Source organism: Flavimaricola marinus, from assembly GCF_900184895.1.
GTDB lineage: Bacteria > Pseudomonadota > Alphaproteobacteria > Rhodobacterales > Rhodobacteraceae > Flavimaricola > Flavimaricola marinus.
Window position 1 is genome coordinate 299,648 of sequence record NZ_FXZK01000001.1, and the last position, 20,410, is coordinate 320,057.

The following is a 20,410-nucleotide window of genomic DNA, read 5'->3' on the forward strand; positions in this document are numbered from 1 at the left end:
GTTCTCAAATCTCCTCGGGTCGCAGCGTCACGCAATGGAATAGCCCCCGTCGACCGGAATACAGGCCCCCGTGATGAACTGCGCCGCTCCCGAAGCAAGAAACAGCGCGGTCCCCGCGATGTCCTCAGGCTGGCCCCATCGGGCCAGCGGCGTGCGGGCGGCGACGTTGGCCACATGGGTCGGGTCCTGACGGCTCTTTTCGGACTGGGCGGTCACGATAAAGCCCGGCGCAATGGCATTGACGCGAATACCGTCGGGCGCCCATGCAATCGCCAGCGACTTGGTCAACTGCTGCACCGCCGCTTTGCTGGCGCCATAGGCGGGGTTCTTGGGGCTGCCGAACTGGGCATACATCGAGGCGATGTTGATCAGACTGCCACCTTGCCGGGCGAGATGGGCGTGAAACGCCTCGGCCATGCGAAACGTGCCATGCAGGTTCACATCGACGACCTTGGCAAAGAACGCCGGGTCCATCTCCTCGCCGCGCGACGTGATCGCGGCACCGTTGATCAAAACATCAAGGGTCGGGACGCGACCGGCCAAAGCCTTGATCGCGGCGGCATCGGTCACATCCACCTGATGATAGGGAAACAGACCGCGATCCTTCTCGGCGGGGGCATCCTCGATACCGGTGATCGCGACCTCCGCCCCGGCATCGCGAAATGCATGGGCAATGGCCGAGCCGATGCCGGCGCGACTGGCGCCCACCACGAGAACGGCCTTGCCCGCAAAGTCAAAGCTCATACCGGGGCTCCCGTGACACGCTGCTCAAGATCGACCGCCACGCCTGTCATCGGGGCCGAGGCATCGCTCAGCAGATACAGGGCGAGGCGGGCGGGATCGTCGGGCTGCATCAACCGGCCAAGCGGCATCTTGGCGCTCTCCTCGGCCAGCCAGCCGTCGCCACGGCCAAGAGTGACCGCCTGAAGATGTCGCTCCGACGGGGTATCGACCCAGCCGAGGTTGATGCCATTCACCCGGATACGGTCGGCCAGATGGGCATGGGCAGCGTTCTTGGTCAGGGTCGACAGAGCGGCTTTGCTCGCGGAATAGATCGACAGATCGGGGGCGCCGCAATGGGCGTTGACCGACAGGATGTTGACGATCTCGCCCGGGGCGCGGCGGGACAACATATCGCGAATGGCCGCCTGCATCAGGAAAAACGCCGCGCGGGCATTGACGGTGAATAGCTCGTCCCAGACCTCGACGGAGCCGTCGGTGACGCGGGCGCGGCTGGTCAATCCGGCCGCATTGACCAATCCGTCGATGCGGCCAAAGGCGACAATCGCGGCATGCGCAATCGCCGCGGGGGCGGACTTGTCGGCCAGATCGGCGACGCAATAGCGCACGGCGCAGTCCGGCATGCTGTCGGACATGCGGGCCAATCCGTCCGTGTCGCGGTCGGTCAGCAGCAGGCCCGCCACGCCGGCCCCGGCCAATCGGCGCGCGACGGCGGCGCCGATGCCGGTCGCCGCTCCGGTCACCACGACCACCTTGTTCGACAAAGCAATCTCCACGTCACGATCTCCCCGCACACCGCGCTCCCCACGCGGTGCCTCCGGGCGCAGGTTCGGTCGGAACGGCGGCGAGAGTCAATCACCCATGAGGGGATTTGACGTCAAAATGCTATGCTATGCGGGCGGGAATAATAGGGGATTGGGCAAATTGACAGAGAGGCACCGCTCTGCAATACCTCAAAACACCTCAGATTCGGATGATGCCCGTCATGCCCAACCCTACCCTTGCAGACGTCGCGCTTCGGGCAAACGTGTCGCTGGCGACGGTGGACAGGGTGCTGAACGACAGATCCGGGGTCAGCGACAGAACCCGCGCCCGCGTGCTCTCGGCGGCCACGGACATCGGCTACCTCGAAACCGGGACGGCCACGCTCGCGCCGGTGCGGCTGGCCTTCGTGCTGCCCGAAGGAACGAATGCCTTCGTTCACGAACTGGCGCGGCACGTCACCGAACAGTCCGGCCTGATGGAGCAGGTCAGCGCCTCGGTCGAACGGGTCACCGGCTTCGATCCGGTGGCGTTGGCCGAAAAGATCGCCGCCCTGCGCTCCGAAGTCGACGGGATCGCCATGCTGGCGGTGGATCACCCCATCGTGCGCGAAGCCGTGCGGAGCCTGGTGGCGGACGGCAAGGCGGTGACGACCATCGGATCGGATGTGCGGACGGTCGACCATCTGGGCTACATCGGGATCGACGACATGCAGGCCGGGCGGCTGGCGGGCTATCTGATCGGGCGATTGACCGGAGCCGAGTCGCGCCGGGAGGAGCATCCCGGCAAGGTCGCCTTCTTTGCCGGATCGCTCTCCTACCGGGGGCACCAAGAGCGCGAGATGGGATTTAGACAAATCCTGCGGGAGGAATTTGGCGGTTTGACCATAGCTGCGCACAGAGAAGTGCAAGACAGCCGGGCGTTGGCCGAAACCGAAATGGAGGCCATTCTGCGCGAGCATCCCGATATCGTCGCCGTCTACAACGCCGGCGGCGGCACCGCCGGGATCGCCGCAGTGCTGGAACGAACCGGGCGGGCCGAGGACATCACCTTCATCGCCCACGATCTGACCGACGGCAACACCAGCTTCCTGCTGCGCGGCACGCTCGACGCGGTGATCGACCAGAACGCCCGGCACGAGGTGCGCGAGGCGCTGACCACGCTTGTCCATGCCGTGCGGGGAACCGCCTATCGGATGGTGCCGCCCCGTCTGCAAATCGTGTTTCGGGAAAATCTGCCCAGCGGGTGAAATCGCGGCAATTAGCCCATATCGGCGCGACCCACAGCCTCCAAAGCCCTTTACGCATCGCAAACCGGGCGAACGGCACTGTCACACTCGGGGTTTTGGCGGATACCGAAAACGACACCGACCGGATACCGACGTCACACCGACGGCATACCGCAGCGCATTTCGCAAAATCCGGGGCGTTAACCATTCCCCCGCAGAAAAGCGCGCCGCACGCCAAGGATTGCGCCTCGGGGCGCGTCTGACTAACCGTGATGCGTATGACAACCAGCGACGAAGCCCTCGCCCTCGCGGCCGCAAATGGCGACAGTTCCGCATTTGGGCTGCTGCTCGATCGGCACTATGACCGGCTCTTCGGGCTGTGCTTTCGGCTGACCGGGCAACGGGCCGAGGCCGAAGATCTGACCCAGGACATTTGCGCAGCCCTGCCGGCTAAGCTCTCGTCCTACAAGGCGAAATCCAAGGTCACCACATGGCTCTACCGGGTCGCCGTCAACGCCGCACACGACCGCAGACGGCGCCGCGCCACCTATGCGCGGCACAGCGCAGGCTGGGGCGACTGGGAGCAGGCTCGTCAGGCTGAAATGGCCGAGGCTGCCGAGCATATCGACTGGCTGCACAGCGCCATGGCGCATCTGTCGGACGATCTGCGCGATACCTTGGCGCTGATCCTCGACGACGTGACCCACGCCGAAGCAGCCCAGATTCTAGGGGTTTCCGAAGGCACAATCAGCTGGCGGATGTCCGAAGCGAAAAAAAGACTCCGCGCACTCAAGGCAGAGGAGGAGACACGATGACCTCCGAGAATGACAACGATTTCAACGACCTGAAAGCCGCGATGCAGGCCGCCACGCCGCGCCCGGATGCCAGCCGACGCACCGAAAACCTGTCTCTGGCGCAAAAAAACTTTGCCGCGCTCCAAGAAAGCCGGGGTCCAGCCCGTCTCACTCCACAGTCCCCCCAACGGGGCGTTATCAAAGGAGTAAGAGATATGTTGCATACCCTCTCAGGCAAAGGCGCACTCACCGTCACCACCGCCCTCGTGGCCTGCGGTTTCCTGTTCCTGACACCGCAGGGGCAAGACCTCCTGCGCCCCACTGGTGGTCTGGTTGGGCAGGCCCCGGTCAGCGAACTCGACCCGATTCCCGAGCCGCCCGTTGAACAACCGCAGCAGGCCGCACAGCCCGCATCGCCAGAGCCGAGCGACACAATCGCCGTTGAGCCTGCCCCGATGATCGTTGTCGAAGAGGCCGAATCCTTCGCCGCGGGCGCCGAGATGGACGATGCAAGGGTCACCAACCAACTCGCCGCCGATGCGCCAATGGCAGAGCTCGCGCCCCTTGCGGCACAGCCTCCCGCCGCCGCGAACCGGTCGCTGTCCTCGCCCGTCGTGGGCGGCATCGTGGCCGACGCCGACATGGTGGTGATGCAAGAGACCAACACGGAAAGCTTTGCAAACGCTGCGGAAAATCCACTTCGGATCGTCACCGAAGAGCCGGTCTCAACCTTCTCGATCGACGTGGACACCGCTTCCTATTCCGTCATCCGACAGTCGCTGAACGCCGGGCAACTGCCACCTCCCGCCGCTGTGCGCATCGAGGAAATGATCAACTATTTCCCCTATGACTACGCGGCGCCGGAAGCTGGCGAGGCGCCTTTCCGCCCCACAGTGACGGTCATGGAAACGCCGTGGAACGCCGACACCCAGCTTTTGCACATCGGCATCCAAGGCACGCTCCCCGCCCTAGACGACAGGCCCCCGCTGAACCTCGTCTTCCTGATCGACACCTCCGGATCGATGGCCGACGCCAACAAGCTGCCGCTTTTGAAGCAGTCGTTCCGGCTGATGCTGGATGAGTTGCGGCCCGAAGACCAGGTCGCCATCGTCGAATACGCAGGCTCCTCCGGACTTGTGCTTCCTGCAACAGCGGCGTCCGAGAGGTCGACGATCCTCAATGCCCTGCAATCCTTGGGCGCAGGCGGGTCGACCAATGGTCAGGGCGGGCTCGAGCAGGCCTATGCCGTGGCCGCCACGATGGCCGAAGAAGGTGAGGTCAGCCGCATCCTCCTGGCCACCGATGGCGACTTCAACGTCGGCCTGTCGGGCACTCAGGAACTGACGGATTTCATCGCCAAGAAGCGCGACACCGGAGCATACCTCAGCGTCCTGGGATTTGGCCGGGGCAACCTCGACGACGCCACCATGCAAGCGCTTGCGCAGAACGGAAACGGCATCGCGGCCTATATCGACACGCTCAACGAGGCGCAGAAAGTGCTTGTGGATCAATTGACTGGCGCGCTCTTTCCCATCGCGGGGGACGTCAAGGTGCAGGTGGAGTTCAACCCCGCCGAGATCGCCGAATATCGCCTGATCGGCTATGAAACGCGGGCGCTGCGACGTGAAGACTTCAACAACGATGCCGTCGACGCGGGCGAACTTGGTGCCGGGCATTCAGTCACCGCGATCTACGAAATCACCCCCGTCGGCAGCCCGGCGCAACTGACAGAGCCGCTGCGCTATGGCGCGCCGGAGGCCACCGAAAGCAGCACGGAACCGGGCGAGCTCGCCTTCCTGCGGCTGCGCTGGAAAGCACCGGGTGAGGACGACAGCCAGCTGTTGGAAACCCCTGTCTTGCAGGGTCAATCCGCACCCGGAACCGAGGCCCAGTTCGCCGCGGCCATCGCCGGCTTCGGTCAATTGCTCAAGGGTGACAGCTATTTGGGCGATTGGGACTGGGATCAGGCCATCGCTCTGGCCGCCGAAAATCGCGGTGCCGACGAGTTCGGTTACCGCAATGAGGCCGTGCAATTGATGCGGCTGGCGCAAAGCCTCTCCGCCAACTGACACGACCGGAGCGGGCTAGGCTCCGCTCCGATCACGCCTTGGGTTTCGGTCCATGCTGGCAAAGAAATCTCTCAGGCTCTGACCTTTTTCAGGACGAAAGACATCGAGGTTCTCAATCGAGGCCATCCGGTCGATGCGAAACATCCGAAAGCCCTGACGCAATTCGCACCATGCCACCAAAGTCCAGACCTTGCCCCAAAACCACAGGCCGAGCGGTCGCACGATCCGCTCGGTCTGATTTTGCTGCTCGTCGGCATAGCTGATGGCCAACCGGACACGCGCCTCGGACGCCGCCTCGATCCTGTCGAGCTGGGCGCGCAGATCGTCCGTCATCGTATCGCCACCCATGGCATGAACGGCGACACGGTTCGCCCTTGCGCGAGCGTCGTCGGGCAGAACGGTTTCGATCTTGATCAACGCCTCTTCGGCACTTGCGGCCATCGACGCCCCGCCCCAGGCCCGGATCATCCGTGCACCCGCCACGAGGGCCACGATTTCGTCGTGAGTGAACATCAACGGCGGCAGGTCATAGCCTTCGCGCATGACATAGCCCACGCCCGCCTCGCCCTCGATCGGGACGCCCGATCCGATCAGATCGGCGATATCGCGATATATCGTCCGCGGCGTGACCTCCAGACGCTCTGCCAAAGTCGCCGCGGTCAATAGCCGACCGCCCCTCAGATACTGGACGATCTGGAACAGGCGGTCGGCGCGCCTCATCGCTGGGCCGGCTCGAACAGGCCGATGGAATTGCCATCGGGATCAAGCGCATAGGCAAAACGACCCGGCGGAATGCTGATTGCGGGGCTCAGCACCTTGCCGCCCTCTGCTGCGCACCGTTCGATGCCTTCCTCAAGGCTCCCGGGCAGGGCGAGGTGGATCGTCGGCCCCTCGCCGGAGGCTGGCTTGCCCGGATAAAGATGGCCCGAGACGGCCTGCATATCATCCGAAAAGTTGGCCATCGGGTTCGGCCCAGTGTCGTCGCGCTGCATCGTCCAGCCGAAAAGGGCCGAATAGAATCCAATCGACTTTTCCAGATCGGTGACGGGGATTTCTGTCCAAACGACTGTGGGTTGCTGTGTCATGGTCTGTCTCCTTGTTTGATCCATGACCCCTCTCTGACACACCCCTGCTGACAACGTCCTGTCAGCATGCTGTCAGGAGATCCACTTTAGTCCGTCTTCGGTGCGCTTCGCCGGATGATATTCACCGCTGACCCAGCCCTCATATCCATCGTCGTCCAAGAGCTTGAAAAACTTCGGATAGTCGACCTCGCCCTTGACCGGTTCGTGCCGATCCGGCAGTCCCGCCACCTGCACGTGTACGACCCGGTGGCGGACATTGGACCAAGTGCCAAAGACATCGCCGGTGATCTTGTGGGCATGAAAGGCATCGAACTGGAGGCCGACATTCGGGGCGTCCACCGCGTCCAGAATGTCCATCGCCAGATCGAAATCGTTGAGGAAATAGCCCGGCATGCTTATCGGGTTGATGGGCTCGATGGTCAGGCTCTGCCCGGGTGCCTCTGCTGCGGCCCATTTCAGGTTGGCGATCATGGTGTCCCTGGCGTCGGCCCCCTCTGCCACGCCTGCCATCAGATGCAGGTGCGTGGCGTCGAGCGCCTTCGCGTAGCGCACCGCCCGGACAAGGTCTTGCTGAAATAGCGCACTGCCGCCGGGCACAGCGGCGAAACCGCGGGGCCGCTCGGTATAGTTGGGCGGCGGCCCGTTGATGAGCACCAGCTTCAGATCATTGCCGATCAGACGATCCGCCAGTTCGCGAGCAGCGTGTTCATACGGAAACAGAACTTCGACCGCGTCGAAACCGGCACGTCGGGCGGCATTGAACCGGTCGAGCAACGGGGCCTCGGTAAACATGGTGGTCAGATTTGCGGCGAATTTCGGCATCGGCCCCTCAAAATGTCTCGACCCATGGGCGCAACGTCAGCTCGTCGGACCAAGCCGAACGATCCTGTTCGATCAGCGCCAGATAACTCTTGGCGATGGCGTCCGGCGACAACATGGCATCCGGGCTCTGCTCGTTCCTGCCTGGATTGCGGATGGCTCCGTCGATATTGACCCACGCGACGTGAACCCCCTGCGGGTGCAACTCCCGCGACATGCTTTGTGCCAGCCCACGTTGGGCAAACTTGCCCATGGCGAAGGCCGCCGATTTGGCAAAGCCCTTCACCCCGGCCGAAGCGCCGGTGAACAGCACTGTCCCGCGCCGCCCGGCCTGCGGATCTTGGGTCAGCATCCGGCGGGCCGCGGCTTGTCCCATGACGAAAGAGCCGAACGCGGTCACCTCGACAGCCTTGCGAACCTCCTCGGGGTCCAACTCGGACAGCGGGCCGCGGACGCGCGCCGACGGGTTGTAGATCGCCACATCCAGTCGTCCGTCAATGCCGTCCACCAGAGCATTGATCGTCGCCACATCCGTCGCGTCGCCGCGGATCAAGGTGGCCCCCGTTTCCGCCTTCAAGGCATCCAGTTTGGCAATATCGCGCGCGACGAGGGTCAAGGCGTAGCCCTCCCTCGCCAAGAGACGCGCCAGCGAAGCCGACAATCCGTCGCCTGCGCCGACGATCAATGCATTACGTGTCATGGCAAATCTCCTGAGGGAATAATCGGAAAGAACTGCCCGCCAGAGCGCACACCGAACCACGACACTCCGTCGTGCTCCGCGTGCTCGCCCAGATCGACCAATCGGTAAAAGCTCTTGCGGTCTATCAACGCCTCCAGATTGGCACGGATATGCACATATGGCGACGGCTCTCCGGTTTCGGGTGCGCGTTCCACGCGGATCGGGTGCTCCGGCCCGGCCAAGACCCTGTCGTCGACATTGGTCACGAATTCCAAACCATCCTCGGTCGATTCGAAATCGACGGCCACGAACGGTGCGTCCTCGACGGTGATTCCGACTTTTTCGACCGGCGTGACGAGGAAATAGTCGTCCCCTTCGCGCTTGATGATCGAGGCGAAAAGCTTGACGAGAGCCGGCCTGCCGATCGGCGTTCCGAGGTAGAACCACGTCCCGTCCCTCGCGATGCGCATGTCCATATCGCCGCAAAACGGCGGATCCCAAAGATGCACGGGCGGCGGCCCCTTGGCCGCGCTGGCCCTTGCGGCCTTGGCAAGGCTTTCGGCAGATGGGGCTGTCGGCATTGGGCGTCCTCTCGTTGACTGGAATCGACGATACCACGGCTCCGGGCAAGGTCACCCCCCTTGCGCTGGCGCTTTGAGTGCAATCATGCGTAATCTGCGATCAGACCGATTGGAACCTCTCCGATGCCAGATGATCCCAAAACCGCAGACCCGTTTGCCCATCACCCCGAACTGCGGGATCTGATCAAAGACCCGCTGACCTCCCGGTTCCGAGAGCTGAGCCTCGATCATGTCCGGATGTTGATGGACGAGCACGGGCTCCAAGGCGGCTGGTGGTATTCGAATGAAGAACGAGAGGCCTTGCGGGCCGCCTTTATGCCGGAACTGACGGGCGGCGACCTATGGGTCTTTGGCTATGGGTCCTTGATGACCGATCCCGGTCTGTTGTTCGCCGAAGTCCGCCGCGCCACCTTGCCCCGCCACGCCCGCAAATTCATCCTGCGGGACGAAAACGGCGCCCGCGGCAGGCCAGAGGCGCCCGGCCTTATGGCGGCGCTCGATACCGCCGGCGACGAGGATGTCTGCGAGGGGTTGGCGTTTCGGATCCGCGCTGAACTTGTTGAGCAGGAAACAGAGATCCTGTGGCGACGAGAAATGATCGCACCGGGCTATCACGCAACCATTGTGCCTGCGCGTATCGGAGGTCTCGACGTTCCTGTCCTTGCCTTTCTGGCGGACCATGACGCCGACGTTATCGTGACCGACATCAGCCGGGCGGAACAAATTCAAATGATTGCGACAGGCAAGGGTTTCTTTGGCTCCAGCCAAGAATACCTCGAGAATATCGACCGTCAGTTTGCCGCCCTAGGGATCGTCGATCCCGAAGTTGCCGACCTTTTGCGCGATGTCCGCACTCATGCGGCGCCCAGCCACTAGGCGGAATTCACCCAACCGGTCACGATGACGTGCGACACATAGTTTTTGCCATTGGGGCCGTCTGCAATATCTGGTCAAATGCCGGAACAAAGGTTTGAGGAGCTTAAGTCATGACGTCAGACGCCGATCTGGTCCAAGAGATCGAAACTCTCGCTGCCAAGCTGGCCGAAGCCCGCACAAGCATCGCCAAGCGATTCATCGGTCAGGATCGGGTCGTGGACCTGACGCTCACCTCGTTGATCTGCGGCGGACATGCTCTGCTGGTTGGCCTGCCGGGGCTGGGCAAGACCCGGCTTGTCGATACCCTCTCCACCGTCATGGGGCTGCACGGCAACCGGATTCAGTTCACGCCGGACCTGATGCCGGCCGACATCCTCGGCTCGGAAGTTCTTGAAACCGCCGCCGACGGCACCCGCGCATTCAGGTTTATCCAGGGCCCGGTGTTTTGCCAGCTTCTGATGGCCGACGAGATCAACCGCGCCAGCCCGCGCACGCAGTCGGCGCTGCTTCAGGCCATGCAGGAGAAAGAGGTGACGATCGCCGGCGAGCATCGCCCCTTGGGCGTGCCGTTCCACGTGCTGGCCACGCAAAACCCGATCGAACAAGAAGGCACCTACCCCCTGCCGGAAGCGCAACTTGACCGCTTCCTCGTTCAGATCGACGTCCCCTACCCTGACCGTGCCGCCGAACGAGACATCCTGCTGGCGACCACTGGCGTGGCCGAGGCGGAGGCAACCGCGGTCTTCACCGCGCAGGAACTGCTTGATGCACAACAGCTGCTCCGCCGGATGCCCGTGGGGGATGCGATCGTAGAAATGATCCTCGATCTGGTCCGTGCTTGCCGCCCAACCGAAGCCGACGCCCCGCAATTTGTGCGCGATAGCGTCAGTTGGGGCCCCGGCCCCCGCGCCGCTCAGGCGCTGATGCTGGCGGTGCGGGCCGAAGCACTCTTGGGCGGACGTCTCGTCCCCTCTGCCGACGATGTGCGCAAACTGGCCGCACCGGTGCTGACCCACCGCATGGCGTTGTCATTCGCGGCCCGCGCACGTGGGGAGAACCTTGCCGCCCTGATCGACCGTGTCGCCACGCATATCACCAAGGTCGAGGCCGCCGCGTGACCGAAAGCGCCCCGCTCTCCCTGACGCTGCGATCGAACGCCGAAGCGCTCGCCTCGCCGCTACCACCGCTTTTGGCCGAGGCCGAACATTTGGCCTCGACCGTCCTAGTGGGCGATCACGGACGGCGCAGGGCCGGGTTGGGCGACACTTTCTGGCAATATCGGCCCGCCCAAGACCATGACGAAGTGCGCAGCATCGACTGGCGGCGCTCGGCCCGCTCTGACGACACCTTCGTCCAAGACAAGGAATGGCAGATCGCACAAAGCGTCAGCCTCTGGGTCGATCAGTCGGCATCGATGAGCTTTACCTCTTCGAAAGAGCTGCCCAGCAAGGCGCACAGGGCGCGGACCTTGGCTCTTGCCAGTGCAATCCTGCTGCTGCGCGGGGGTGAGCGCGTCGGCCTGCCCGGTTTGCCCCCCCGTCGCGGCTCTGCGCATGTTGACCGGATGGCCCAGCTGCTGAGCGAAGACGACGCGGCCGACTATGGCGCACCCGACGCGCGCGAGATGGCCGCCCACTCCCGCGCGCTCTTCATTTCCGATTTCCTGGGCGACATCGACGCAACCGAGGCCGCCCTGACCGCCGCCGCTGACAAGGGCGTCCAAGGAGCGATGTTGCAGGTGCTCGACCCGACCGAAGAAGCCTTTCCCTTCGATGGACGGACGATTTTCGAGAGTATGAGTGGCAGCCTGCGGCATGAAACGCTGAAAGCAGGCGATCTCAAGCAGCGCTATCTCGACCGGCTGGCCGAGCGCAAAGACCGGCTCAGCCAGTTGGCGCGCCTGACCGGCTGGCAGTTTCACAGCCACCACACCGGCGACAGCGCCGCGTCGGCGCTGATGTGGATTTTCGGTGCGTTGGAGCGTCGGACATGATGGGCGCACGACCTCAAACCGAGACGTATTCATCATGATGACGCTTGGCCCCCTTGGCTTTACCGCGCCCTGGTTGCTGCTCGGCCTGATCGCATTGCCGATTCTCTGGCTGATCTTGCGTGCTGTGCCACCCGCCCCGATCCGCAGACGTTTCCCCGGTGTGGCGCTACTGTTGGGCCTGACAGACGAGGACACGCAATCGGATCGGACGCCGTGGTGGCTCTTGCTGCTACGGATGCTTGCGGTTGCCGCAATCATCGGCGGCTTTGCCGGGCCATTGCTAAATCCCCAGACAGAGCGCACCGGTACCGGCCCCCTCCTCATTGTGGCGGACGGCACTTGGGCGGATGCTCGTGATTGGGCGGCTCGGCGTGACCGCATCGAGGCGTTGCTCACCGAGGCGGGTCGGATGGGCCGGACAACGGCACTGGTCGCGCTCACCGATCTGCCGCCGGAAGGACCGGTGTTTCAGGGCGCGGATGCCACGGCACTGCAAATTCCCGCCTTTGCCCCCGCCGCATGGGAGCCTCAGCCGACCGAACTGGCAGACTGGTCCGATGGGCTGGAAGGGTCGTTCGACACGTTCTGGCTCTCAGACGGGCTCGCCCGCGACAGCCGAACGGCGCTTCTGGCTGAACTGGAGAGCCACGGAACCGTCACGGTTTTCCAAAGCCCGCGACAGACACTTGCCCTCAGGCCCGCCCAGTTCGACGGCGGCGATATCACCATCAGCGCCGTCCGCACGCCGATTGGCCCCGAAATCGAAGTGACCGTCGCCGCCATAGGGCTTGACCCGGCGGGGATTGAGCGGCAGCTCGAAACCATGCCGATCACCTTCGAGGCCGGCTCGGAGATCGGCGAAGCGGTTTTTGACCTTCCGCCAGAGCTGCGCAACCGGATCACACGCTTTGAACTCAGCGGCCAACGCTCCGCCGGTGCCGTCACACTGACCGACGATGCGCTGAAGCGTCGCGAAGTCGCGCTGATTGACGGAGGGGCCGAACGTGAAGGGCTCGAACTGCTGGCACCGACCCATTACCTCGAGCAGGCGCTCAGCCCGGTCGCCGATCTGATCGACGGCACGATCTCTGACGTCCTTCTGGCCAATCCCGACGTGATTATTCTGGCCGATGTCGCCACGCTGGCCGAGGGCGAAGCCGAGGATGTTCAGGATTGGGTCGAAGCAGGCGGCTTGTTGCTGCGGTTCGCCGGTCAGCGTCTGGCATCCAGCGATATGGGCCGCGCCGAGGAAGACCCGCTGATGCCGGTCCGTCTGCGTGCAGGCGGGCGGGCTGTCGGTGGCGCGATGAGCTGGGGCGAACCCAAGGCTTTGGCCGAGTTCGACGAAAACTCGCCCTTCTTTGGGCTGTCGGTGCCAGAGGAAGTGACCGTGAGCAGCCAAGTTGTTGCGCAACCCGATCCGACATTGGCGGAACGGGTGATCGCGCAGCTGTCGGACGGCACGCCGCTTGTCACGCGCAAGCCACTGGGCGAAGGTCAGGTTGTGCTGTTCCACGTGACCGCCAATGCGGAGTGGTCGACATTGCCGCTGTCCGGTCTGTTCGTGCAAATGCTTGAACGGCTGGCGGTTTCAACCCGCCCGATGGCGCCAACCGCCGAAGATCTGGCAGGCACGACCTGGGTTCCGGAGGACGTGCTTGATGCCTATGGGCGGCTGGAGCGCACGGACACCCTTCCCGGTGTGACAGGCGAGCAACTTGCCACAGCGTGGCCGGGGCCGGGCATGCCGCCCGGGCTTTACGCTGGCGAGGATCGACGGATTGCGGTCAACTTGATCGGGGCAGAGACGACACTGGCTCCCGCGGCCTGGCCCGCCCGGATCGCAATCGAAGGGATGGCTGCGCTGCGGGAAATCGATCTGAAAGGCTGGCTTTTGGGAGGTGCTCTGTTGATGCTGATGGTCGACATTCTGGCCGCCCTCGCTCTGTCCGGAAAATTGCGCGGACCAAGGGCTGACGTCGCTGCCGGGGTCTTGATCCTTCTGTTTGCGCTGCCTCAGCCGGGCTGGACACAGCAATCCAACAGCGCAGCCGACGACGATTTCGCCATAGCGGCGACGTCGCAGGTTATTCTGGCCCACGTCCTGACAGGCGACCCACAGGTCGATGAAATCGCACAAGCGGGTCTCCGGGGGCTTTCCAACACATTGTTCGCGCGCACTTCGATCGAGCCGGGTGCACCGATGGGCGTGGATATCGAGACCGACGAGTTGGCGTTCTTTCCGTTCCTGTACTGGCCGGTGACCGCGAGCCAGAATATCCCGAGCCGTGACGCCTACGCAAAACTGAACCGCTATCTGCGCTCCGGCGGGATGATCCTGTTCGATACGCGCGACGCCGATTTGGCCGGGTTCGGGTCCGCTTCGCCCGAGGGCCGGATGCTTCAGGCATTGGCCCGGCCGCTGGACATCCCCCCAATCGCACCGATCCCCGAGGATCACGTGCTCACGCGCACATTCTACCTGCTTCAGGATTTTCCGGGCCGGTACAACAGCCGAGATATCTGGGTCGAGGCTGCTCCTGTCGACGCAGAACTGGCCGACGGCATGCCGTTTCGCAATCTAAACGACGGTGTCACGCCTGTGGTCATCGGCGGCAACGACTGGGCGTCCGCATGGGCGGTGGACGGATTGGGGAACCCCTTGCTGCCGGTGGGCCGTGGCATGGCTGGTGAACGGCAGCGCGAGATCGCCAACCGCTTCGGCGTGAACCTGATCATGCATGTGCTGACCGGCAACTATAAATCCGATCAGGTGCATGTCCCGGCGCTTCTGGAAAGGTTGGGGCAATGACCTGGTCGCGGAACGAATGGTGGGCCGGGAAGCCTCCGGCGGGGATATTTTGGACCCAAAGAAGTGAGGGGTCGCGCCTGTGACCGAGACAGTGATCCTTGATCCTCTGGTGCCTTGGGCGGTGCTGTGGGCCGCCTGCGGTCTTGTTTCGGGCTTCGTTGCCTTCGCGCTTTGGCGAGGACTTCGCGGCTGGTGGCTTCGCGGCCTCGCGGCGGTTGTTCTGCTGCTGGCCGTCGCCAATCCGTCATTGCAAAGCGAAGACCGCGAGCCATTGTCTGATATCGTGATCGCGGTCGTGGATGAAAGCGCGAGCCAACGGATCGCGGGACGCAGTGAGCAGACGAATGCAGCTTTGGCGGAACTGACCGCCGAAGTGGAAAGCAGAGGTGCGACCGAATTACGCGTCGTTCGGCTGTCGGATGCCGACGGCGACAGTGGGACGCTGCTGATGACCGCATTGGCCGAGGCGCTTGCGGAAGAACCTCAAGGCCGGATCGCCGGTGTTGTCCTGCTGACGGATGGCCGTGTACATGACATAGATCGTGTGCCGGGCCTGCCTGCACCGCTGCATGTCCTGCTGTCTGGAGAACCGGATGACTGGGATCGCCGGTTGGTTGTCCGCAACGCCCCGGCCTTTGCCATTATGGGAGAACCGGTCAATCTCACTCTGCGGATCGAGGATCAGGGGATGTCTCCATCCGACGCCGCACTCGTCGAGCTGAGTATCGCCATCGACGGCGGAGAGCCGATGCGCTTTGACGTTCCGGTCGGCGAGGATCTGGAATTGCCGGTGACACTGCCGCATGGCGGTATGAACGTCCTTCAATTCTCGACACCGGTGCAGGACGGCGAATTGACCGATCGCAACAACGCTGCCGTCATCCAGATCAATGGTGTCCGAGACCGGCTTCGCGTCCTGTTGGTCAGCGGCGAGCCACACCCCGGAGAACGCACGTGGCGCAATCTTCTGAAATCCGACAGTTCGGTCGATCTGGTTCATTTCACGATTCTCCGGCCTCCGGAAAAGCAGGACGGCGTTCCGGTCGATGAATTGTCGCTTATCGCTTTTCCAACGCGTGAGTTGTTCATCGAAAAGATCGATGAATTCGACCTAATCGTCTTCGACCGCTACCGCCGGCGTGGGATATTGCCGACCGTCTATCTGGAGAACGTTGCCGACTATGTGGCAAACGGTGGCGCTGTACTGGTCTCGGCTGGGCCGGAATATGCGAGTGCCGACAGTATTTATCGCTCCCCCCTCGGGTTCGTGCTTCCGGGTGCGCCGACTGCGCGGGTTCTGGAAGAAGGGTTCACCCCGCAATTGTCCGAGATTGGGCAACGCCACCCGGTGACAGCCGGCCTCGACACGCTATCGGCGCAGCCCGACACCGAAGAGGGTCTCCCCGGATGGGGCCGGTGGTTCCGCCTGATCGACGTCACCGCGACGCCGGTCTCCACGGCTGTGATGGAAGGCCCCGATGGTCGGCCACTCCTGCTCCTCGACAGGGTCGGTGACGGCAGAGTTGCGCTGATGGCCTCCGATCAGTCATGGCTCTGGGATCGTGGCTACGAGGGGGGCGGGCCGCAGCTTGAGTTGCTCCGGAGACTGGCCCATTGGATGATGAAGGAGCCGGAACTCGAGGAAGAGAGCCTCTGGGTCGAACCATCAGGACAGACCATGCGGATCATCCGCCGCACTTTGGCGGAAGAGGCCCCGCAGGTAACCGTCACCGGCCCGGACGGAACCGACACCGTTCTGACGCTAGACGAAGTAAGCCCCGGTCGGTTCGAAACACTGTGGCAAGCGCCTGAGATCGGATTGTATCGTTTGACCGACGGCATCGAAGAGGCGGTCATCGCACTTGGCCCCGCAGCGCCTCGCGAGTTCGAGCAGACGATAGCCAGTGGCGAGCTGCTTCAGCCGGTTGTCGCAAGCACTGCGGGCGGCGTCTTCGCCATGTCAGACGGCGTCCCGGATTTGCGCGAGGTGCGTCCCGGCCGACCGGCAGCGGGCCGGGGTTGGATCGGGATCACCCCGCGTGAGGCCTACCTGACGGCGGATATATCGATACGTCCATTCCTGCCGGCATGGGCATTTCTGGCACTGGCATCACTTCTGGTCATCGGTGGCTGGCTCCGCGAGGGCCGGCGTTAACGCAACTCCACGGTCGTCGTCTCGGTGCTCCACCCGTCGACGGAGCAGCGGGCGCGGATTTGAACGCTGTCCAATTCAGGGGGAATGGCCACTCCGCTCAGCGAGCGCGTGAAGGGCTGCTCTGTCTCATGCGGATGCAGCAACTCGCGGAAGCCAAGGCGATTGCCGTTGGCATCAAGCACTTCCCATCCGTCGGCGTAGTGATCCCATCCCGTGTCAGAATGCAAAACGGTCACGTCAAAGCGCCACGTCGCGCCTGTCTGCGCGGCACGCACTTCCACGACGTCCGGCGGATCCGCCAGCGCGACACATGGAACCAAGGCACATACGGTGAGAATACGATGCATCATGGTTCATCGGTTAGCACGATTTTGCGGGCCGAAGACGCAAATTCGCGTGACCAAAGCAACCAGACGACCGCGCCCGTGGCGACCATCAATGGAACGGCTCCGAGCAGCCATGCCAAGGACCCGAGGGCGAAATACATCGAACGGAGGCCCCTGTTGAAATTCCACGCTGCCCGGATGTTCAATTCGCCCGCCATGGATGCGCGTGTCGCTGCCTTCGGATTTTTGGGGTCGAGGGGCACCGCAGCCATCATGACGGAGCAGTATCCGAAGATGCGGTTTGCCCAGACAAACTTCAGAAACGCATGCGTTAGAAACAGCGCCACCAGCATCAGCTTGATTTGCCACAGAAGTACAGGACTGTCCGTATGGGTCAGACCCTCGGCCACGTCTTCCAAAGGGTCGGTGTTGCCGATCAGGGCAAGCACCCCGCCGACGGCCAAGAGGCAGGTAGACGCAAAGAAGGATGTGCCCTGACGCAGGCTGGCCAAGATCTGGGAATCGAAAATGCGCACGTCGCGGGTCAAGAGCTCGCGCATCCATTCGCGTCGATATTCGGCCATCAGAATTGTCACTGACGGGCGGCGGCCGCCCGGATGTTCGATCAAAAGCCCGATCCCGAGCCAGCATATCACCAGTAGCGCCAAGGCCACGACGTCGAGTAGCGTAAGGATCGGAAAGAAGCTCATGATGTCCATGAGCGCACACTAGCTTGCCCGCCGCGCGCTTGCCATACTGTGAAATTGGTTATAATACTTTACCAATGTGGGAGATAGCCGATGGAAATGCCTGCCCCAGATGCGCGTGTCATGGCCAGAAAGGCGCGTCTCGTGTCGCGCCTGCAAGAGGTCTTGCCAGATCGGTCCGTGATCCACGATCCGATGGAGACGCGCGCATATGAGTGTGACGCGCTTACGGCCTATCGATGCCCTCCGCTTTGCGCCGTTCTGCCGGGCACGACGCAAGAGGTCTCGGATGTTTTGCGGATTTGCCATGAAGAGGGCGTTCCGGTCGTGCCTCGCGGTTCTGGAACGTCGCTGGCGGGCGGCGCGCTGCCAACCGCTGATTGCGTTATTCTCGGCGTGGCCAGAATGACCCAAGTATTGGAAACCCACTACAACGACCGGATCATCCGCGTGCAGACGGGAAGGACAAACCTGAGTGTCACGGGCGCCGTCGAGCAGGACGGATTCTTTTACGCGCCTGACCCTTCCAGCCAGCTTGCCTGCGCAATTGCGGGCAACATCGCGATGAATTCAGGCGGGGCGCATTGCCTGAAATATGGCGTCACGACGAACAATCTCCTAGGCGTCACGCTTGTTCAGATGGACGGTACGATCGTCGAGATCGGTGGAGCCCATATGGATGCAAGCAGCTACGATCTGCTTGGCCTGATCTGTGGGTCGGAAGGCCAGTTGGGTGTCGTCACGGAAGCGACCTTGCGCATCTTGCCGAAGCCGGAAGGTGCTCGGCCCATCATGATCGGTTATGACAGCGCGGAAGTGGCCGGGGCCTGCGTTTCGGACATCATCAAGGCAGGCGTCCTGCCTGTCGCGATCGAATACATGGACCGTTTGTTGATCAAGGTCTGTGAGGAATTTGCGCAAGCTGGATATCCAGAGTGCGGAGCGCTGTTGATCATCGAAGTAGAGGGCAGCCCGTCGGAGATCGATGCCCAATTGGCACTGATCGGCGAGATCGCTCGACGCCACGAACCCGTCGCCATGCAAGAAGCATTGGACAAGGATCAAGCCGCACGTATCTGGGCGGGTCGCAAGGCCGCCTTCAGCGCGGTCGGACGCATCTCCGACTATATGTGCCTCGACGGAACGATCCCGGTGTCGGCTTTGCCGTATGTGTTGCGCCGGATCGAAGAGCTATCCGTGCAATATGGCCTTGCGGTCGGCAACGTCTTTCACGCGGGTGACGGAAATATGCACCCCTTGATCCTCTATGATGCCAACAAAGACGGCGATCTGGAGACGTGCGAGGCCCTCGGAGCCGAAATTCTCAAGCTCTGCGTAGAGGTCGGCGGATGTCTGACCGGCGAACACGGGGTCGGCATCGAGAAGCGCGACCTGATGGGCGTTCAGTTTTCCAGTGAAGACCTCGAGGCCCAGATGGCCGTGAAAGATGTGTTTGATCCGAAATGGTTGTTGAACCCGGCCAAGGTATTTCCCCTCGCGAACAGCGAGACACGACGCGCCTCGTAGGGGGCTTACCGCCCCCCGCCCTGCGGGCTCCCCCCGTGGATACTTATTTCCCAAAGAAACTGGACACCTGCATGAAACCGACCACCGAAACCGAGCTCTCTGAGGCAGTGGCGCAGGCCAACGGACCGCTTAAGATCTCTGCCGGCGGGACGCGCGGAATTGGACGGCAGATAGATGGCGCACCTCTCAACATGACTGGACTGAGCGGGATCACCCTTTACGAGCCTGGTGCGCTGACGATCGTGGCACAGGCAGGAACGCCGCTGGCGGAGATCGAAGCCGCACTTGCATCTGAAAAACAGCGCCTTGCATTCGAACCGATGGACTGCCGCAAAGTTCTCGGCACCTCCGGATCGCCGACCATCGGTGGCGTGATCGCGACCAACTCCAGCGGTCCGCGCCGGGTCGTCGTCGGGGCCGCCCGCGATCACATGCTAGGAGTGCGGTTCGTGGATGGGACCGGGCGGGTTCTGAAGAATGGCGGTCGCGTGATGAAGAACGTGACGGGATATGATCTGGTGAAACTGATGACCGGCTCGTATGGCACCTTGGGGGTGATCAGCGAGGTCAGTCTCAAGGTTCTGCCGACACCGGAGACGGAAGGCACGCTCACGATCCATGGATTGTCGGTTGAGCGCGCCGTGGCAGCCATGTCGGCCGCCCTTACCTCGCCTTTTGAAGTCACCGGTGCGGCGCATCTGATCCAGTCGGACGCCGGTTCACCAGAAACGTTGCTGCGCATTGAAGGATTCGAGGCCTCGGTGGCCTATCGGCTCGCAAGACTGAAAGACGCATTGTACGCTTTTGGAGACGTTCAAACCAGCGGTGCTCAGTCACCTTCGGACCGTTGGCGAGAGATACGTGATCTCGCATTCTGGGCGGACTGCGCTGACGACATTTGGCGCCTGTCTGTTCGCCCTTCAGATGCGCCGGGGATCGTCGCCAGACTACCGGCGGGAGCACGGGTTGTACTCGATTGGGGCGGTGGATTGATATGGGCGGCAGTTCCCAACGCGACCGATCTGCGAGCTGAACTGGGATCGTTCTCAGGACACGCCACGCTCATCAAGGCGCGTGGCGAAGTGCGTCCGTCTATTCCGATTTTTCACCCCGAACCGACGGCGATTGCGGCACTCAATGCAGGGCTCAGAGCGCAGTTTGATCCAAGAGGGATATTGAATCCCGGGCTCATGAACTGATGTCGTCCCTCGTCGCCCTTCCCAATGGTCCGGACAACTCTCATGCCGATTGCATAG

19 protein-coding genes are annotated in these 20,410 nt (G+C 62.8%); 10 read left to right on the forward strand and 9 right to left on the reverse strand.

What is annotated here, in order from left to right; all coding sequences use genetic code 11:
* Positions 1–27 precede the first annotated feature (27 nt).
* Positions 28–744: an SDR family NAD(P)-dependent oxidoreductase gene (locus tag LOM8899_RS01480; RefSeq protein ID WP_093990384.1), complete on the reverse strand. Its 717-nt coding sequence runs from the start codon at positions 742–744 to the stop codon at positions 28–30.
* Positions 741–1,517 (reverse strand): oxidoreductase, encoded by a 777-nt coding sequence (locus LOM8899_RS01485; protein WP_093990385.1) that lies wholly within the window; start codon positions 1,515–1,517, stop codon positions 741–743. Before LOM8899_RS01485 ends, LOM8899_RS01480 begins: the two co-directional genes overlap by 4 nt.
* A 209-nt stretch (positions 1,518–1,726) precedes the next feature.
* On the opposite strand from LOM8899_RS01485, the gene LOM8899_RS01490 reads away from it, so the two are divergent.
* The 3 genes from LOM8899_RS01490 (at position 1,727) to LOM8899_RS01500 (ending at position 5,594) form a co-directional block, all read left to right on the forward strand.
* Complete coding sequence (locus tag LOM8899_RS01490; RefSeq protein WP_093991357.1) at positions 1,727–2,752, forward strand: LacI family DNA-binding transcriptional regulator; 1,026 nt, start codon at positions 1,727–1,729, stop codon at positions 2,750–2,752.
* A gap of 257 nt (positions 2,753–3,009) precedes the next feature.
* Positions 3,010–3,546 carry an RNA polymerase sigma factor gene (locus LOM8899_RS01495; RefSeq protein ID WP_168770439.1) on the forward strand — a complete coding sequence of 179 codons (537 nt, stop codon included), beginning with the start codon at positions 3,010–3,012 and terminating at the stop codon, positions 3,544–3,546.
* Positions 3,547–3,740: 194 nt separating this feature from the next.
* Positions 3,741–5,594 (forward strand): vWA domain-containing protein, encoded by a 1,854-nt coding sequence (locus tag LOM8899_RS01500; RefSeq protein ID WP_370739277.1) that lies wholly within the window; start codon positions 3,741–3,743, stop codon positions 5,592–5,594.
* Positions 5,595–5,609: 15 nt separating this feature from the next.
* Here the strand turns inward: LOM8899_RS01500 and LOM8899_RS01505 are convergent, their stop codons facing one another.
* The 5 genes from LOM8899_RS01505 to LOM8899_RS01525 form a co-directional block, all read right to left on the reverse strand.
* On the reverse strand, positions 5,610–6,314 hold the full coding sequence (locus LOM8899_RS01505; protein WP_093990388.1) for a helix-turn-helix transcriptional regulator: 705 nt from the start codon (positions 6,312–6,314) through the stop codon (positions 5,610–5,612).
* On the reverse strand, positions 6,311–6,679 hold the full coding sequence (locus LOM8899_RS01510) for a VOC family protein (protein ID WP_093990389.1): 369 nt from the start codon (positions 6,677–6,679) through the stop codon (positions 6,311–6,313). Before LOM8899_RS01510 ends, LOM8899_RS01505 begins: the two co-directional genes overlap by 4 nt.
* Positions 6,680–6,751: 72 nt before the next feature.
* On the reverse strand, positions 6,752–7,501 hold the full coding sequence (locus LOM8899_RS01515) for a hydroxypyruvate isomerase family protein (protein WP_093990390.1): 750 nt from the start codon (positions 7,499–7,501) through the stop codon (positions 6,752–6,754).
* Positions 7,502–7,508: 7 nt separating this feature from the next.
* The gene (locus LOM8899_RS01520; protein WP_093990391.1) at positions 7,509–8,198 is read right to left on the reverse strand and encodes an SDR family NAD(P)-dependent oxidoreductase; all 690 of its coding nucleotides are present in this window, start codon (positions 8,196–8,198) and stop codon (positions 7,509–7,511) included.
* The gene (locus LOM8899_RS01525) at positions 8,195–8,758 is read right to left on the reverse strand and encodes a DUF1285 domain-containing protein (protein WP_093990392.1); all 564 of its coding nucleotides are present in this window, start codon (positions 8,756–8,758) and stop codon (positions 8,195–8,197) included. The genes LOM8899_RS01520 and LOM8899_RS01525 overlap by 4 nt, the downstream gene beginning before the upstream one ends.
* A 123-nt stretch (positions 8,759–8,881) precedes the next feature.
* Between LOM8899_RS01525 and LOM8899_RS01530 the strand changes: the two genes are divergently transcribed.
* The 5 genes from LOM8899_RS01530 to LOM8899_RS01550 all read left to right on the forward strand — a co-directional run bounded on the left by LOM8899_RS01530 (position 8,882) and on the right by LOM8899_RS01550 (position 16,594).
* The gene (locus tag LOM8899_RS01530) at positions 8,882–9,634 is read left to right on the forward strand and encodes a gamma-glutamylcyclotransferase (RefSeq protein ID WP_093990393.1); all 753 of its coding nucleotides are present in this window, start codon (positions 8,882–8,884) and stop codon (positions 9,632–9,634) included.
* Positions 9,635–9,744: 110 nt separating this feature from the next.
* Positions 9,745–10,752 carry an AAA family ATPase gene (locus LOM8899_RS01535; RefSeq protein ID WP_093990394.1) on the forward strand — a complete coding sequence of 336 codons (1,008 nt, stop codon included), beginning with the start codon at positions 9,745–9,747 and terminating at the stop codon, positions 10,750–10,752.
* Positions 10,749–11,627, forward strand: a complete 879-nt coding sequence (locus LOM8899_RS01540; RefSeq protein ID WP_093990395.1) for a DUF58 domain-containing protein — start codon at positions 10,749–10,751, stop codon at positions 11,625–11,627. Before LOM8899_RS01535 ends, LOM8899_RS01540 begins: the two co-directional genes overlap by 4 nt.
* Before the next feature lie 34 nt (positions 11,628–11,661).
* A complete protein-coding gene (locus tag LOM8899_RS01545; protein ID WP_093990396.1) occupies positions 11,662–14,439 on the forward strand; it encodes a DUF4159 domain-containing protein in 2,778 nt (925 codons plus the stop codon).
* A 79-nt stretch (positions 14,440–14,518) separates the two neighbouring features.
* Positions 14,519–16,594 (forward strand): hypothetical protein, encoded by a 2,076-nt coding sequence (locus LOM8899_RS01550; RefSeq protein ID WP_093990397.1) that lies wholly within the window; start codon positions 14,519–14,521, stop codon positions 16,592–16,594.
* Here LOM8899_RS01550 and LOM8899_RS01555 read toward each other — a convergent pair.
* Positions 16,591–16,944, reverse strand: a complete 354-nt coding sequence (locus tag LOM8899_RS01555) for a hypothetical protein (protein WP_211096154.1) — start codon at positions 16,942–16,944, stop codon at positions 16,591–16,593. The genes LOM8899_RS01550 and LOM8899_RS01555 overlap by 4 nt on opposite strands.
* Positions 16,941–17,639: a DUF599 domain-containing protein gene (locus LOM8899_RS01560; RefSeq protein WP_093990398.1), complete on the reverse strand. Its 699-nt coding sequence runs from the start codon at positions 17,637–17,639 to the stop codon at positions 16,941–16,943. The genes LOM8899_RS01555 and LOM8899_RS01560 overlap by 4 nt, the downstream gene beginning before the upstream one ends.
* Positions 17,640–17,720: 81 nt before the next feature.
* Between LOM8899_RS01560 and LOM8899_RS01565 the strand changes: the two genes are divergently transcribed.
* Both LOM8899_RS01565 and LOM8899_RS01570 read left to right on the forward strand, forming a co-directional pair.
* Entirely contained in the window at positions 17,721–19,154 is a 1,434-nt protein-coding gene (locus LOM8899_RS01565) for an FAD-linked oxidase C-terminal domain-containing protein (protein WP_093990399.1), read from the forward strand.
* 71 nt (positions 19,155–19,225) lie between these two features.
* Positions 19,226–20,353, forward strand: a complete 1,128-nt coding sequence (locus tag LOM8899_RS01570) for an FAD-binding protein (RefSeq protein WP_093990400.1) — start codon at positions 19,226–19,228, stop codon at positions 20,351–20,353.
* Positions 20,354–20,410 lie beyond the last annotated feature (57 nt).